Genomic DNA, 15,397 nt, shown 5'->3' with positions numbered 1-15,397 from the left:
GTGTGCTGCCGCTGGCAGCGCACCCCTTCGGCGTTCCCGGCAGACCGCGCGGCTGATGAGGCGACGAGGGATCGATTGAGGGCTGTCATCCACGCGATCACGCCCGGCGATCACTTCTCGCCCAGGACCGGGTCCGCGATCCCGAGCGTCGTGCACGGTCTCGCGGGCGCAGCCGGACGCGACGCCGATCCAGTGCGGCACGCTGTCGTCATCGATCGGGCGACGATGCGGCCGCGGTACGACAGCGCCGAGGTCATCGAGTTCGACCGCGCGAGATGGCTGACGAAGCGGGATCGAGCGCTGGATCTCGTTCGGGGGCGCGTCGGCCTCCGGCGGCACGGCACCGAGGCGTTCTATGCTCCGCTCGTCGATGCCCTTCGCGAGCAGCCGCCGGCATTCGTGCTCGCGCACAACGCGCCCGTGATTCCCTGGATGCTGCGCGACAGCCCGCACCACGTCGTGCTGTACGCGCACAACCATCTCTTCCGCACCTACTCGCACGGCGAAGCGAGTCGGATGCTCGCGCGCGTCGCCGCCGTCGTGTGCGTCGGCGACGAACTCGCCGAGCGAACGCGTGCGGCGTTGCCGCCAGGGTTCGCCGAGCGCGTCCACGTCGTCCGGAACGGGATCGACACCGAGCGATTCCGACCCGGTTCCGGACCGAGCGCGCCCCGGTATGGGGCAGGCGACTCGCGACCAGCGGGGGGTCGGCCGCTGCGCGTCATGTTCGTGGGTCGCGTCATCCCGGAGAAGGGCCCGGATGTGCTCGTTCGGGCCGCCGGCCTCCTGCCGCCGGGTTCCATCGAGGCGGTGATCGTCGGCAGCCAGGGATTCGCGCGCGACGCGCCTCTTTCGCGCTACGAGCAGGAGCTCCGCCGGCTTGCACGCGAGTCGTCGGCGGTCGTGCGCTTCGAGCCGTTCGTCGACCGGGACCGCCTTCCGGAGCTGCTCCGATCGGCGGACGTTCTGGTCGTCCCCTCGACGTGGAACGAACCGGGCGCGCTCACCGCCGGCGAGGGCATGGCGAGCGGGCTGCCGGTGGTGTCGTCGCGTGTCGGTGGACTGCCCGACATCGTGGGCGAGGCCGGGATCCTCGTCCCGCCGGGCGACCCCGCTGCACTCGCCGAGGCCCTCCGGGCGTTGGAGGACCCGGCCGAACGTGCCCGTCGTGCAGAGGCGTCTCGAGCCCGAGCGGTCGCGCGCGATTGGAACTGGGCGTGGGGCAATCTGCGTCGCGTGCTCGAGGGTCTCTGACCGAGCCGTCCCGTCGCGCGGACGGTAACCCCGTCATGCGGTGTCGAGGTTCGCGAGCCTGTGGAGCACCTCGCGCATCGCGGCCACGCGCTCGCTCCAGTCGCCGGCCCGTCCGTCCGCCCCGGACGGGAACGGTCGGGCGAGCGGCAGCGCCGCCGCGACGGCCGCTGGAAACGCACCGCGCTCGGCGATCGTGACGCGCGGGTCCGCGACATCCCGGAACCCCGCCACAGGCGTCGACACGACCGCCCGACCCACGGCCTGGTACTCGTAGAGCTTGATCGGGTCGAGGCTGTCGGTGAACGGCGTCACGACGTGCGGCACGACGAGCACGTCGGCGTGCTGCAGGTAGCCGACGACGTCGGTGCTCGCCCGGGGGCCGAGGAGCACCGCGCCGGCCGTCTCGAGGCGCGCGGTCGCGGCCTCGCCGAGCAGGTTCGGTCCGACGAGCACGAGCGTCCCGCCCGCGGCGGCGAGCACGCGCGCGGTCTCCTCGCAGAGGTCGAGGTCGATGCGGTCGGGGTGCGCGGTGCCCAGGTAGAGCGCCGTGCGGCCCGCGGGGAGGTCGGCCGGCCGGGGGGCGGGCCGCCGGTAGGCGGCCGCGTCGACCCCGTTGGGGATGAGCGTGACGGGGCGGGTCGCCCCCTTGCGGCGCGCGAGTTCGGGCGAGCAGACGACGACCTCGCGGGCGAACTCGAGCAGCCGACCCTCGGTCGCGGCCGCGCGAGCGCGCTCGGTCTCTGACCGATCGGCCGCGAGCCAGTCGTCGGTGATGTCGTAGAGCGTCGGCCAACCCGTGCGCTCGGCGAGCTCGACGGCGCCCGGGTCGTTGATCCAGAGCAGCGGATGCTCCATGCCCAGGGATCTCGCGGCGCGCACGACGCCGGCCGCGAGCCGCTCATCGACGCGTGCGTCGAACCGCCGCGGGAGCCACTTGGTCGGTCGGTACGTCCAGAGCCGCCCGGGAGCCGGGTCGCCGACCTCGGTCACGCCCTGCCCGGTGCCGGGCCGCCGGCGCGACGCGAGGTCGTGCACGGGGTCGGCGGCCGGCTCGACGAACAGCACGCGCAGCTCCGGGTCCGTGTGCAGCAACCCCGCGACGAGGTGCTGGTTGCGCCGCCAGACCTGGTCCCAGCGCTCGAGCGAGAGCACGACGAGGTCGGTCATCCGAGGGCCTCCCGATAGACGGCGTCGGTCCCGTCGGCCTGCGCGCGGAGCGAGAACTGCGCCTGCTGGCGTTCGCGTGCGGCGGCGCCGAGCGCGGCACGCGCGCCGGGGTCGGCGGCGAGCGAGCGCAGCCGCTCGCCCGCGGCATCCGCATCGCCCGCGGGGAATCGAGCCCGCTCATCGAGGCCGGCGAGCAGCTCGACGTGACCGGCCGCGTCGGCCGCCACGGGTGGCAGGCCCGACGCCATAGCCTCGAGGAGCGTGAGACCGAGGCCCTCGACGGGGCACGGCGCGAGCAGCATGCCGGCGCGCGTCAGCAGCTCCGGGAGGTCGGTGCGGTACCCGCTGAAGCGCACGGATGCCGCGATGCCGAGCTCGTCGACGAGACGCTCGAGCGGCTCCCGCTCCGGGCCGATCCCGGCGATGTCGAGCGTCCAGCCGTCGCCGGCGAGCCCGGATACCGCGAACGCACGCACGCCGACATCCGTGCGCTTCTCGGGCTGCAGGCGCTGGGCCATCAGGACCATGTGCTCGCGGGCGTCCGGGTCGCCCGCGGGCCGTGGGTCGATGCCGGTGTGGACGACGGTGCTCTGGCCGTCGACCGCGGCGGCCACCGCCGAGGAGATCGCGAGCTGCGCGTCGATGCGGCCGCGCACGAGCGCATCGATCGGCACGGGGCCGACGCGGCCGCGCGGCCTGGCGAAGTGGCAGGTGGCGACGACGGCGGGCCGACGGGCGCGGCGGCGCGTCGCGAGCGCGGCGACGGTCGCGACATCCGCTGCCGTCATGTGGGTGTTGACCACGTCGACCTCGTCGGCCAGCCTGCGCACCGCGCGGAGCACCTCGATCGTGCGCGCCGCCGGCGTGTGCGCGACGCCCGCCTCGTCGAGGCCGGGGCGCATGCGCGGCGGGTCGCCGCCGATCACGTGGACGGTGTGCCCGTCGGCCGCCTGGATGCGCGCGAGCCGCAGCACGAACTGCTCGACGCCCGAGAAGCCGTCGGAGCGGACGGCGTGCAGGATCCGCAGCGGCACGGTCACGCGCTGTCCGTCCTCGTGCCGGTCGGGCGCCCTGACGCCTTCTGCGCCTCGATCGAGCGCGCGAGCTCGAGGTAGCGCGCCGCGACCTCGCGCCACGAGTGCTGCTCGGCGGTGAGGCGTGCTCGCGAGCGCCACGCCTCACGGGCGATCGCGTCGAGCGCGTCGAGCTCGGCCAGGCGTGCGCCGAGCGGCGCGGCATCCCGCTCGATGAGGAAGCCGTTCTCGCCGTCGACCACGATGTCGGGAGCGAAGCCGACGCGCGTCGAGACGACCGGCACGCCGCACGCGAGCGCCTCGAGCACCACGAGCGCGTTCGCCTCGTACGCGCTCGGCAGGACGAGCACGTCGGACGCCCGGAGGAGGGGCACCGGGTCGGACCGCTCGCCGGCGAACACCACGCGATCGGCGACGCCCGCGCGGCGGGCCTGCGCGCCGGCCTTCTTGATCATCTCGGGTGAGCCGCCGACGACGAGCAGCACGACGCCAGGCGCCATCCGGAGCGCCTCCATCGCGAGGTGCAGTCCCTTGCGCTCGAACTCGTGCCCGATGAAGACCGCGACCGTCGCGTCGTCCGCGATGCCGAGCTCGCGATGGACGGCGGCGCGCTCCGCGGCATCCCCCGGGCTGAATCGCTCGACATCGACGCCGTTCGGGATGACGGTGACCGGCGGCCGCACGCGCCCGTAGACCTCGGTCAGCAGGCGCGCCTCCTCGCCGGTCAGGGCGACCACGGCCCGGTGCGTGCGCCCCCGGTACCTGATGCGATCGCGGAGCGCGGTGAACAGGTGCACCGGATTGCGCACCATCCGCCACGCGTAGTTCCCGCGCGCGCGCATCGCCGCCTGGAGCAGCCCGTGGTTGACGTAGACGTCCCCGGCCATCACGTCGTTGTGCGTGAACGAGACCGCATCCGGTCGCTCGGCGAGGAATCGCTTCGCGCGCCGCGTGCCGACCGTGCTGAACCAGACCACGTTGCCCGCGCGCGAGAGGTGCAGGCCCAGCGTCGTCCGATGCGGTCGCGCGAGCGTGCGACCGGCGTCGGCGGCCGTGAAGCGTTCGACCGGCACTCCCGCAGCGCGGAACTCCTGCTCGAGCGCGTACGCGACGCCCGCGACGCCGCTGCCCGGCTCGATCGACGGTGCGACCTGGACGATGCGGGTCATCCGGTCGCCCGGTCGGAGGATGCGGTGTCCGGGTGGGGTGGCGCATCGGGCGCTGCGCCTGGTGCGGCCGGTGCGCCCGCGGCGCCGCGCTCGGCGATGAGGTGCTCGGCGAGCGCGAGGTATCGGCGCGCCACCGCGCGCCAACCGAACGGTTCGGCCGACGCCCGGGCACCACGGCTCAGTGCCGCGAACGCCTCGTCGTCGAGGGTCGCGAGCTCCTCCATCCGGGCGCCCACCGCCCCGGGGTCGCGTTCGACCAGGGAGCCGTTGACGCCGTCGTGAATGACCTCCGGCGCGAAGCCGACGGGCGTCGCGATGACCGGCAGACCGGCGGCGAGCGCCTCGAGCACGACCAGCGCGTTCGCCTCGTAGGCGCTGGGGAAGACGAAGTAGTCGCACGCGGCGAGCAGGTCCGGCAGGTTGGCACGCGGCCCGAGGAACAGGACGCGGTCGCCGACGCCGTGCTCGATCGCCTCGGCATGCGACTCCGCGATGATGTCGTCGTTCCCGCCGATCACCATGAGCAGCGTGCTCGGAGCATGTGCAAGCCCTCGGATTGCGAACGAGAGACCCTTGCGCGAGAACTCGTGCCCGACGAAGACGCCGACGCGCTCCTCGCTGCCGAGACCGAACTCGGCGCGCGCGGCCCCGCGTGCCTCCGGGCTCGGCGGCCGGAACCGGTCGAGGTCGACGCCGTTCGGGATCACCTCGATGCGCGGACCGATCGGGCCGTACGTGGCGCGAAGGTCTGCGGCGTCGCCCTCGGAGAGGCACACCGCGACGCGGTGCGCGTGCCCGCGATAGCGGACGCGATCGCGGAGGTAGATGAACAGGTGCACCGGATTCCGGTAGATCCGCCAGGCCGAACGCCCGCGAGCGCGCATCGACGCGAGCAGCACCCCGTGGTTGACGTAGACGTCGCCCGCGACGACGTTGTTGTGGCAGATCGAGATCGCATCCGGGCGCTCGGCGAGGAAGCGCTTCGCGCGCCGCGTTCCGACCGTGCTGAACCAGATCATGCGCCAGCCGCCGCGGATGCGGGCGAGGATCGTGTTGCGCGGCCACCGCAGCGACCGATGCCGGCGCGCGTCATCGAACGTGAACCGCTCGACGGTCGCGCCGAGCGCACGCAGTTCCTGCTCGAGGTGCCACGCGACGCCCGCGACGCCCGTGCCGGGCCCGATGAACGGGACGATCTGAACGATCCGGGTCATGCCGTGGCCTCCGCTTGCCGGAACCGCGCCTCGACCCGCACCGGACCGAGCCGCATGATCGCCGCCCGACGCCGTGCGGCGCGGCCCCGCTCGCCGGGGAGCACGACCGAGCGAACCGTCGCGCCGAGCCACTGCCCGGCGCGCGCCGACTGCCAGCCGGCCGTGCCGAAGTGCTTGCGCAGGAACCGCTCCTGCGACGCGTGGAAGTGCGCCTCGCGCCGTCGCGGGTCGCCGCCGGTGCCGGCGCCCACGTGCACGGCCCGCGCCGACGGCACGACCTCGTGCCGCCAGCCGAGCCGGTGCGCGCGGTAGGCCCAGTCGGCCTCCTCGGCGTAGAGGAAGAAGCGCTCGTCGAACCATCCGACCTGGTCGAGCGCCTCTGCACGGAGCAGCATGACCGAGCCGATCACGTACGACGGGTCGCGGCGGAGCCGTGCGAGGCCGAGCGCCTCGAGCCACGAGCCCGACGGCGACGGCAGCCACCACTCGACACGCGCCTCGTGGCCCTGCTCGTCGACCTGGGCAGGGCCGACGCTCGCGAGGTCGGGGCGCGCGCGCAGCGCGCGGTGCAGCCGTGCGACGTCGTCCTCCGAGATCTCGGCATCGGGGTTCAGCAGCAGCACGTCGGCGCCGGGCGCGATCCGGTTCGCGAGGCCGTGGTTCACGCCCGCGGCGAAGCCGCCGTTGCGGCCGGGATCGAGGTAGCGCACGCCGAGCTCGTCGCAGAGGTCGCGGATCGCGGGCAGCGAGGAGTTGTCGACGACCGTGACCGGCAGCCCCGCGACCGGCGCGAGCGCGCGGCGCAGCAGCTCGGGGGCACCATAGGCGACGACGATCACCTCGAGCGTCGGGCTCGGTTCGGGGGCGACGGATGCCTCGTGCACGATCGAACGGTACAGGTCGAGGTAGTCGCGGCCGACCGCGCCCCAGCTGCACTCCGCCGCGCGGGCGAAGCCGGCGTCGCGAAGCTCCGTAGCTCGCGGGCCGGATGCCTCGACGAGCGCCTCGGCGAGAGCGCCGGCGTCGCCCGTCGGCACGACCAGCCCCGCGCCGCCCACCACGTCGGGCAGCGCGCCCGCGTCGCTCGACACGACCGGAACCCCGCACGCCATCGCCTCGACGGCGACCCGCCCGAACTGCTCGGTCCACGACGGCGTCGGCAGCGACGGCACCGCCAGCACGTCGAACGAGCGGAGCACGTCGGGGATGTCGGTCGGGTCGACCGATCCGACGAGCTCGACGCGGTCGCTCAGGCCGACGGATGCCGCGCGCGCGGGCAGCCCGGACGCGAGCGGGCCGGTCCCGATCACGCGCAGGCGAAGCCGAGGCTCGCGCGCGAGCGCGTCGAGCAGCAGGAGCAGGCCCTTCTCGGGCACGAGGCGGCCGATGAAGCCCACCGTGATCGAGCCGGTCACGTTCTGCGGGCGGTCGCCTGCGTCGCTCTCCTGCCCCGGAGCATCCTGCCCGACCGTCTCGCTCGCAGCACCCGTCGCCCCGGCGCGAGACGCGCGCCCCGCGCCATCCGCCGGCCGCGCGCCATCCGCCGGGCTGAACCGCTCGAGGCCGACGCCGAGGGGGATCACGCGCGCCCGCCCCGCGAAGCCCTTGTCCTCCGCGATGCGTGCCGCCTCCGAGTTGCACGCCGACACGCCCGACGCGGCGCGCAGCGCCCACCGTTCGAGCCAGCGGAACGGGATCGGGTAGCGCTTCCGCAGGTTCTGGGCGGTGTAGAGCACCACGGGCGTGCGGCGCGTGCGGCCGCGCAACGCGCGGAGCAGCAGGATCTCGGCGGTCGCGAGGGCGAACGGCTCCTCGTGCACGTCGATCACATCGAAGCGTCCGCCGAGCGCACGCCAGAGCGGCAGCGGGTCGTAGACGAAGAGCGCCGGATGTCGCCCGAACGTGCGCACGCCGCGCACGCACTCGTCGGGGCGGGCCTGCAGCGACACGGGCGCCCCGCCGGCGTGCCACCGCCGGGCGCAGCACAGCTCGACGTCGACGCCGAGCGCGGTGAGCGCACGCTCGCGACCTCGCCACTCGTCGACGACGGCACTGTGCGAGACCCTGAGTACGCGCACCGCACCCCCTCTAGACTCCTTGCAGAAACCTTATCCGGGGCCCCGCTCCCCGGTCGTGGCGAGCCGGGGGTGATCGCGCATGGATTCTGACGAGTTCCGGGTGCTCGTGGTCTGCACCGGCAATATCAACCGGTCCGCGCTCGCCGCAGCGCTCCTCCGCACCTGGGTCGGCTGGTACCTGCCGGCGGATGCCGCGGCTCGCGTCGTCGTCACGAGCGCCGGCCTCGCGGCCCCGGTGGGCCAGCCGATGCGCCGCCGCACGCGTGCGATCGCCGAGCGCCTCGGGGCCGACGGGCGCGCGCACCGCGCGGTGCAGATCGACGAGGCGACGATCCGCGCCGCCGACCTGGTGCTCACCGCGGATGTCGCGCATCGCGACGGCGTGCTCGGGATGGTGCCGTCGATGCTCCGGTCGACGTTCACGATCCGCGAGGCGGGCGGCATCGCGGCCGCCCTCGGGCCGTCACCGGTGCCCGCTTCAGCAGACGAGCTCAGGGAACGCGTCGTGGCGTTCGGCGCGCGACGTGCGCTCGGCCTCGCCGCCGACGGCGACATCACCGATCCGCAGGGGCGCGACGACGACGCCTACCGCGACATGGCGCGCGAGGAGGTGCCGCCGCTCGCGAGCATCGCGGCGACGCTATGGGGGATGCCTCCCTCGGAGGTCGAGGCGATCGTCGCGACGGTCTCGGCGCCCGACGCGTTCCCCTTCGAGGGGCTCGGGCACTCCGGCGCTGCCGGCGCTGCCGGCTCGGGAGCCTCGGGCGGCTCGGGCGGCGCAGCATCGTCGTCCGCGCGGCCTCGCCGCCGCTGGTTCGGCAGGCGCGACTCGTGAGCGCGGCGGAGCGCCGGCTGCGCGTGCTGCACCTCGACCACACCGACGCCGCTGGTGGCGCCGAGCTCGCGCTCATCCGGATGCTCCAGGCCCGCCCGGGCTGGGCCGCCGTGCTCCAGACGCCGCCGCTCGCGGCCGCCCCGAACGTGTGGGACGCCCTCCCGCCGCGCGTTCCGCGCCGGATCGGCGGCATTCCGCAACCCGCCGGGGCGAGCTCGGGCGGGCCGCTCGCCGCGCTCGGGTTCGGTGCCCGGCTCGCGGCGCAGGCGCTCGCGGTGCGGACGTCTGCCGCGTTCCGGACCGCCGACCTCATCGACGCGAACACCGCCCGGGCGGCGGCGTACGGCGCGCTCGCGGCCCGGACCTCGCGCACGCCGTTCGTCGTGCACCTGCGCGACCTCGTCGATGCCGAAGCGCTCGGCGGTGCCGGGCACGCGCTGATGACCCGCGTGGTGCTGCCGCGCGCCGACGGAGTGATCGCGAACTCGCGAGCCACGCTCGCGTCCGCGCGGCCGTTCCTCCGCCGCGATGCGGTCGCCGAGGCGATTCCGAGCGCGTCAGGCCTCACGGTGGGCGCGGCGCTGCTGGTCAGGGCGGATGCCCCGGTGCGGACCATCGGCATGCTCGCGCGCATCGACCCCTGGAAGGGACAGGCGGAGCTGCTCGAGGCGTTCGCGCGAGCGTTCGCCGGGCGCGACATCCGCCTGCAGTTCGCCGGGGGCGCGCCCTTCGGGCACGAGGCGTACCTCGAGACGCTGCGTCGTCGCGCCGACGAACTCGGCGTGGGCGCGCAGGTCGACGTGCTGGGGCACGTTGACGAGGTCCCCCGACTCCTCGACGGGTGGGACATCGCGGTGCAGTACTCGACCCGCCCCGAGCCGCTCGGCCAGAACGTGCTCCAGTACCTCGCCGCGGGGCGAGTGGTTGTCGCGGCCGCCGAGGGCGGACCGACCGAGTGGGTCACCGACGGCGTGAACGGACTGCTCGTGCCGCCCCGCGACGTCGATGCGCTCGCCGAAGCACTGCGCCGCCTCGACGCCGATCCCGCACTGCGGGCGCACGTCTCCGGCGCGGCCGCTGCGACCCCCGGGCTGCTCGACGACCTCGCCGTGGCCCGCGCCCACCTCGAGGTCTACGAGCGCGTGCTCGCGGCGCGCCGCTGAGACCGCTGCGGCACTGCGGCGAGTCCGGTCCGGTCGACCGAGCCGAGTCCCCCGGTCACGAACGCGGTGACCGCGTCGAGCGTCGCGTCCGCGCCGAGCACGCGGTTGTGGCCCGCGCCGTCGGTGAGGACCAGGCGCGAGCGCGCGCCGTGCGCGTCGTGCAGCCGGATGCCCTCGCTCGCGGGCACCTCGCGGTCGGAGCGGTCGTGGACGACGAGCAGCGGCATCCGGTCGGGCAGGGGGTTCACGGCGCCGTCGAAGCGCGGCCACGGGTCGGCGAGCTCGGGCAGGATGTGGCGCGCGAAGCGCGCGGCGAGCGCATCGGCGGTGCGCGGGTGGACGCCGACGCGGCGGGCGAAGGCGTCGATCAGGTAGCGGGCGCGGGAGGGCCCGGCGATCGCGATGAGACCGCCTGCTGCGATGCCGTCGCTGAGGGCGGCTCGCGCTGCCATGGCGCCGAACGAGTGCCCGATGATCGTGTGGAACCGCCCCTCGCGGGCCTGGAGCGCCTCGATCGCGCCCAGCCAGTCGTGGATGTCGGTGCGCCGACCCGGCGACGCCCCGTTGGCGGGCGCCTCGAACGCGAGCAGCCGGAACCCCTCGGCACGGAGCTCCCGCACGATCGGCGCGAACTGCGAGGCGCGACCGCGCCATCCGTGCACCAGCAGGATCGTGTCGGGACCGCTGCCCCACTCGTAGGTCGCGAGGTCGCGGCCCCGCACGCGGATGGTCGCCCGGCGCGCGCTCTCGTGCACCGCCCGATCGGACGGACGCACGGGCAGTCGCCCGCCGACCCGCATGAAGAGCGGCAGTGCGACCGCAGCGGATGCCTCGGGGGAGACGAGTTCTGCGGCCCGGATTGCGGCGACGCGGCCGGCGAGCACGGCCGTCGTGGCGGCCTCGGCGATGGTGGTCACGATGACTCCGATCAATGAATACGAACGGTCGTGCGTTGAGTATACGAACGTTCGTGCGTAAAATCGAGAGGGTGAGCGCGGAATCTTCCATCGGGGTCGCCGACGGCCGACGCGTCCGGGGCGACGCGTCGCGACGGCTGGTGCTCGCCGCCGCCGTCGACCTCGCCTCGGTCGAAGGCCTCGACCAGGTCTCGATCGGGCGCATCGCCGAGGCCGCGTCCGTCTCGAAGAGCGGGGTGGCGACCCTGTTCGGCAGCAAGGAGCGCCTGCAGCTCGCGACCGTCGAGGCCGCGCGGCTTCGGTTCGTCGAGACCGTCATCGAACCCGCCCGCGAGCTGCCCCGCGGGCTCGGCCGGGTCGTCGAGCTGGTCGACCGCTGGATCGCCTACTCCCGCGAGCGGGTGTTCCCTGGCGGCTGCTTCTTCGCCGAGGCGTCCGCCGACTTCGACGCGAAGCCCGGACCCGTGCGCGACGCGATCGAGCGCGCGCTCGCCGACTGGAGCGGCTACCTCGCGGCATCCCTCGCGCACGCGCGCTCGCTCGGCGATCTGCCCGCCCTCGACGACCCCGACCAGCTCGCGTTCGAGTTCACCGCGATGCTCGACCTCGCGAACCGCGACTCGCTGATGCGCGGAACGAACGCCTCCTACGTGCGCGCCCGGCGCGGCATCGCCGCGCGCCTGCGCGCCGCCGGCGCCGACCCATCCGCCTTCGCCGCCGTCTCCGACGCCTGACTCGGCCGGAGCCGACCCGGCGCCGCCGCCTTCGGCGCTGTCTTCGCCGCCTGGCCGACGTACCAGGGCGCCGTTGAGGTCGGGGCCGACCGTTTTCTCTTCGGGAAGGCGGTGGAAAAGTCGCCTCTGCTACTTTTCCACCGCCATCGCAGACAGGAAACCATCGTCGGTGACGCTCGTGGCCGTGCGTCGAATCAAGGTCATACGCCGGATCGCCCGGCAGAGCGCGTCGGACCGCGTCGCGTCGGACCGCGTCGCGTCGGAGCGCGTCGCCTCGGACCGCGTCGCGTCGGACCGCGGTGCCGGGCGCCGGAACCCCGCGCCGGGCGCCGGACGCCTCGCAGGCGTCAGCCGGCGACCAGGGAATCCGTGCGCGAGATCTCGACCTGCTCGTCGCGGGGCACGACCTTCACGCGCTCGCGCGCGACCGGGCCCTCGAACGCCTCGCCGAGCGAGCGCTCGTGCGCGTCCAGCGCGAGCCATCCGGCCCAGGTCGTGAAGCGGATGCCGCGGGCCTCGAGCAACTCGAGCACCTCGTCGCCGCCCGCCGCATCCACCGTCGGCGCCACGCCGGGCGCCGCGAGGAGGCCGGCCGAGGCGTCGGCCACGAGGTTCGTGATCGTCTCGAGCGCGTCGCCCTTGGTGTGGCCGATGAGTCCGACGGGGCCGCGCTTGATCCAGCCCGTCGCGTAGACGCCGGCGACGGCGGCGCCGGAGGCATCCGTCACCCGACCGCCGTCGTTCGGGATCACGCGGGCCGATTCGTCGAACGGCACACCGTCGACCGGGGAGCTCGCGTAGCCGACCGCGCGGTACACGGCCTGCACGGGCACGTCGACGAACTCGCCCGTGCCGGCGACCGAGCCGTCGCCGACCGGGCGGGTGCGCTCGAACCGCACGCCCTCCACGGCGTCGGTCCCGAGCACCTCGACGGGCGAGTGGAAGAAGTGCAGGTGCAGGCGACGCGACGCGGTCGGCTCCCAGTCGGCGGGCTTGCGCCATCCGTTCAGGGTGCGCGTCATGACCTTGACCTGGTTGTTCGTCGCGAGCAGGTGCGCCGCGTGCTCGTCGCCCTCGGCACGGTCGAAGTCGTCGTCGTAGACGACGATGTCGACGTCGGGCACCTCGCCGAGCTCGCGCAGCTCGATGGGCGTGAACTTCACCTGCGACGGGCCGCGGCGGCCGAACACGTGCACGTCGGTCACGGGCGAGGCCAGCAGGCCCGCGTGCACGTTCGCCGGGATGTCGGTCGTCAGCAGGTCGGCGGGGTGCTTCGCGAGCACGCGGGCGACATCGAGCGCGACGTTGCCGTTGCCGATGACCGCGATCGACTCGGCCTCGTGCGGCCAGTCGCGCGAGACGTCCGGGTGCCCGTCGTACCAGGCGACGACGTCGGCGGCGCCGTACGAGCCGGGCAGGTCGATGCCGGGGATGTCGAGCGCGGCGTCCTTCAGGGCGCCCGTCGCGAAGATGACGGCGTCGTAGCGTTCGCGCAGCTCGTCGACCGTGACATCCCGACCCACCTCGACGTTGCCGATCAGGCGGATCGTGCCCTCGTCGAGCATCTCGTGCAGCGAGTTGACGATGCCCTTGATGCGCGGGTGGTCGGGCGCGACGCCGTAGCGGATCAGGCCGTACGGCGCGGGCAGCGACTCGAACAGGTCGATCGCGACCTGCCCGCCGGCCTCGTCGACCTGGCGGCGCAGGATGTTGCCCGCGTAGATGCCGGCGGGGCCGGCGCCGACGATCGCGACACGGAGGTTGAGGGTCATGAGGGCATGGCCTTTCGAAAGGGAGTGCGGGGGAGGTCTGGGAAGGGGGTCAGTCGAGGGCCGGGGGCGCCGTGAGGGCGGATGCCGCGAGCTCGGCGGGCGCGTACGGGCTCAGCCGCACCACGTCGCCGACCACCACGACCGCGGGCGAACGGACGCCCCGCACCGCCGCCTGGTGAGCGATCGTGCCGAGCGTGCCGATCGTCACTCGTTGGCGAGGGCCGTATCCATCCTCCACGATCGCGACGGGGCAGTCGGCACCGCGCTCGCCGCGGGCGAGCGTGATCGCGGAGTTCGCGAGCGTGCCGACGCCCATGAGCAGCACCACCGTGTGGTCGCGCCCGCCGCCGAGGGACTGGATCTGGTCGTGGCCCGTGACGACCGTGAACGTCGTCGCGAGCCCGCGATGCGTGAGCGGGATGCCGGCGATCGCGGGCACCGAGACGGCGCTCGTGATGCCCGGCACGACCTCGACGTCGACGCCGCGCTCGCGGCAGTACGCGAGCTCCTCGCCGCCGCGGCCGAACACGTACGGGTCGCCGCCCTTCAGCCGCACGACGCGCCTGCCGTCGCGGGCCTGCGTCACGAGCAGCTCGTTGATCGCGTCCTGCGGCACGGCGTGGTGGCCGGGCAGCTTGCCGACGTCGACAACCTCGGCGGAGAGCTCGACGCCCTCGGCGGCGAGGCCGTCGAGCACCGAACGGGCGCCGAGGCGGTCGGCGACGATCACGTCGGCCGCCTCGAGGGTGCGGAGGCCGCGGATCGTGAGCAGCCCGGCGTCGCCGGGGCCCGCGCCGACGAGCACGACGGATCCGGTCCGGTCGTCTCCGGTGGTCGAGTAGCGAGCGCCAGCGAGCGTATCGAGACCTGGTGCGTCGGTCTCGATACGCGCCTCCGGCGCGACGGAGCCGGTGGTCGAGTAGCGAGCGCCAGCGAGCGTATCGAGACCCGGCGCGTCGGTCTCGATACGCGCCTGCGGCGCTACGCGACCACCGGGGATGTTCTCGGTCATGGGGTTCCTCCCGTGAGTCCGCGGCGGCGCAGCATCCCGCGCTCGACCGGGGCGAAGACGAGCAGTTCGATCACCACGCCGATGGCGAGGATCACGAGGATCGTGCCGAGCACGCTCGCGAGGTCGGCGAGGTCGCGGCCCTGCTGCAGCAGTGAGCCGACGCCGAATCCGATCGATCCGCCGAAGGCGATGATCTCGGCCGCCATGAGCGAGCGCCACGAGAACGCCCACCCCTGCTTGAGCCCGGCGACGTAGCCGGGCAGCGCGGCCGGCAGCACGACGGATGCCGCGAGCTCGAGCCGTGACGCACCGAGCACGGTCCCGACGCGGCGCAGCTGCGGCGGCACCTGCGCGACGCCCGCGACGAGCCCGTTCACGATCGACGGGATCGCGCCCATGAGCACGACGAAGTACACCGTGGCATCCGAGAGCCCGAACCAGAGGATCGCGGCGGGCACCCACGCGACCGACGGCAGCACCTGCAGGCCCGAGATGAGCGGCCCGAGCGCGCGCCGGAGCGGCGCCCACTCGGCGAGCAGCAGGCCGAGCGGCGTGCCGACGGCGACCGCGATGAGGAAGCCGAGGACGCCGCGCTCGAGGCTCGTCGCGACGGCGAGCTGCAGGCGGCCGTCCTCCCACGCCCCTCCGAGCGCGGCGGCGACGTCGAGCGGGCCCGGCGCGAGGTCGGGGCGGGGCTCGGCGATGACCGTGTACGCCTGCCACGCGGCGACGAGCACCGCGAGGAGCAGCACGGGCGGCAGCACGCCGTCGATCGCGCGGCGCCACCACGGCGTGCGGCGCACGGCGGTCGTCTGCAGCCGGTCGAGCCCGGCCTCGAGCGTGCGCAGGTCGTCCGCGCCCGCCCCCGCGCCGGCCCCCGCGCCCGCGCCCGCCGCCGCGCTGGCCCCCGCGCCGGCCGATCGAATCGCCACGTGTGCCGGGTTCTCGGAGTCCGAACGGTGCGGAAGTGGCATCTCGGCGGGAGAGGTGGGCTGGGCTGCGGCGGGAGAGGTGGGCTGGGCTGCGGCGGAGGAGGTGGGCTGGGCCG

The 15,397-nt window shown here is 74.4% G+C and carries 13 protein-coding genes; 4 read left to right on the top strand and 9 right to left on the bottom strand.

The window, feature by feature from the left end:
• The first annotated feature begins 75 nt into the window (after positions 1-75).
• Complete coding sequence (locus tag ACIQH8_RS09735; protein WP_400997701.1) at positions 76-1,254, top strand: glycosyltransferase family 4 protein; 1,179 nt, start codon at positions 76-78, stop codon at positions 1,252-1,254.
• Positions 1,255-1,287: 33 nt separating this feature from the next.
• Here ACIQH8_RS09735 and ACIQH8_RS09730 read toward each other — a convergent pair whose 3' ends face one another.
• Genes ACIQH8_RS09730 through ACIQH8_RS09710 form a run of 5 tightly spaced genes read right to left on the bottom strand, consistent with a single transcriptional unit; the run spans position 1,288 to position 7,916 of the window.
• On the bottom strand, positions 1,288-2,421 hold the full coding sequence (locus ACIQH8_RS09730) for a glycosyltransferase (RefSeq protein ID WP_400997698.1): 1,134 nt from the start codon (positions 2,419-2,421) through the stop codon (positions 1,288-1,290).
• A complete protein-coding gene (locus tag ACIQH8_RS09725; protein WP_400997695.1) occupies positions 2,418-3,461 on the bottom strand; it encodes a glycosyltransferase family 4 protein in 1,044 nt (347 codons plus the stop codon). The genes ACIQH8_RS09730 and ACIQH8_RS09725 overlap by 4 nt, the downstream gene beginning before the upstream one ends.
• Positions 3,458-4,624 (bottom strand): glycosyltransferase family 4 protein, encoded by a 1,167-nt coding sequence (locus tag ACIQH8_RS09720; protein ID WP_400997692.1) that lies wholly within the window; start codon positions 4,622-4,624, stop codon positions 3,458-3,460. The genes ACIQH8_RS09725 and ACIQH8_RS09720 overlap by 4 nt, the downstream gene beginning before the upstream one ends.
• Positions 4,621-5,838 (bottom strand): glycosyltransferase family 4 protein, encoded by a 1,218-nt coding sequence (locus tag ACIQH8_RS09715; RefSeq protein ID WP_400997689.1) that lies wholly within the window; start codon positions 5,836-5,838, stop codon positions 4,621-4,623. The genes ACIQH8_RS09720 and ACIQH8_RS09715 overlap by 4 nt, the downstream gene beginning before the upstream one ends.
• The gene (locus tag ACIQH8_RS09710; RefSeq protein WP_400997686.1) at positions 5,835-7,916 is read right to left on the bottom strand and encodes a glycosyltransferase; all 2,082 of its coding nucleotides are present in this window, start codon (positions 7,914-7,916) and stop codon (positions 5,835-5,837) included. Before ACIQH8_RS09710 ends, ACIQH8_RS09715 begins: the two co-directional genes overlap by 4 nt.
• A 79-nt stretch (positions 7,917-7,995) precedes the next feature.
• Between ACIQH8_RS09710 and ACIQH8_RS09705 the strand changes: the two genes are divergently transcribed.
• Entirely contained in the window at positions 7,996-8,751 is a 756-nt protein-coding gene (locus ACIQH8_RS09705; protein ID WP_400997683.1) for a hypothetical protein, read from the top strand.
• On the top strand, positions 8,748-9,914 hold the full coding sequence (locus tag ACIQH8_RS09700) for a glycosyltransferase (RefSeq protein ID WP_400997680.1): 1,167 nt from the start codon (positions 8,748-8,750) through the stop codon (positions 9,912-9,914). Before ACIQH8_RS09705 ends, ACIQH8_RS09700 begins: the two co-directional genes overlap by 4 nt.
• Here ACIQH8_RS09700 and ACIQH8_RS09695 read toward each other — a convergent pair.
• Positions 9,884-10,831: an alpha/beta fold hydrolase gene (locus ACIQH8_RS09695; RefSeq protein ID WP_400997677.1), complete on the bottom strand. Its 948-nt coding sequence runs from the start codon at positions 10,829-10,831 to the stop codon at positions 9,884-9,886. The two genes, ACIQH8_RS09700 and ACIQH8_RS09695, sit on opposite strands and share 31 nt — an antisense overlap.
• 71 nt (positions 10,832-10,902) lie before the next feature.
• On the opposite strand from ACIQH8_RS09695, the gene ACIQH8_RS09690 reads away from it, so the two are divergent.
• A complete protein-coding gene (locus ACIQH8_RS09690) occupies positions 10,903-11,565 on the top strand; it encodes a TetR/AcrR family transcriptional regulator (RefSeq protein ID WP_400997674.1) in 663 nt (220 codons plus the stop codon).
• Between the two features lie 347 nt (positions 11,566-11,912).
• Here the strand turns inward: ACIQH8_RS09690 and ACIQH8_RS09685 are convergent, their stop codons facing one another.
• Genes ACIQH8_RS09685 through ACIQH8_RS09675 form a run of 3 tightly spaced genes read right to left on the bottom strand, consistent with a single transcriptional unit; the run spans position 11,913 to position 15,275 of the window.
• Positions 11,913-13,337 (bottom strand): FAD-dependent oxidoreductase, encoded by a 1,425-nt coding sequence (locus ACIQH8_RS09685; RefSeq protein WP_400997671.1) that lies wholly within the window; start codon positions 13,335-13,337, stop codon positions 11,913-11,915.
• A 49-nt stretch (positions 13,338-13,386) separates the two neighbouring features.
• Positions 13,387-14,349: a uroporphyrinogen-III C-methyltransferase gene (cobA, locus tag ACIQH8_RS09680; protein ID WP_400997668.1), complete on the bottom strand. Its 963-nt coding sequence runs from the start codon at positions 14,347-14,349 to the stop codon at positions 13,387-13,389.
• Positions 14,346-15,275, bottom strand: a complete 930-nt coding sequence (locus ACIQH8_RS09675) for an ABC transporter permease (protein WP_400997911.1) — start codon at positions 15,273-15,275, stop codon at positions 14,346-14,348. Before ACIQH8_RS09675 ends, cobA begins: the two co-directional genes overlap by 4 nt.
• Positions 15,276-15,397: the final 122 nt, after the last annotated feature.

It is taken from the genome of Agromyces sp. GXQ0307, assembly GCF_044769845.1.
Classification (GTDB): domain Bacteria; phylum Actinomycetota; class Actinomycetes; order Actinomycetales; family Microbacteriaceae; genus Agromyces.
The sequence above is the reverse complement of the archived record's forward strand: the minus strand, read 5'-3'. Positions and strand labels throughout refer to the sequence as shown.

Coding starts and splice junctions, on each gene's coding strand:
- ACIQH8_RS09730 (WP_400997698.1), bottom strand. CDS start 2,421: ATGACCGACCTCGTCGTGCTCTCGCTCGAGCGCTGGGACCAGGTCTGG.
- ACIQH8_RS09720 (WP_400997692.1), bottom strand. CDS start 4,624: ATGACCCGCATCGTCCAGGTCGCACCGTCGATCGAGCCGGGCAGCGGC.
- ACIQH8_RS09715 (WP_400997689.1), bottom strand. CDS start 5,838: ATGACCCGGATCGTTCAGATCGTCCCGTTCATCGGGCCCGGCACGGGC.
- ACIQH8_RS09705 (WP_400997683.1), top strand. CDS start 7,996: ATGGATTCTGACGAGTTCCGGGTGCTCGTGGTCTGCACCGGCAATATC.
- ACIQH8_RS09685 (WP_400997671.1), bottom strand. CDS start 13,337: ATGACCCTCAACCTCCGTGTCGCGATCGTCGGCGCCGGCCCCGCCGGC.
- cobA (WP_400997668.1), bottom strand. CDS start 14,349: ATGACCGAGAACATCCCCGGTGGTCGCGTAGCGCCGCAGGCGCGTATC.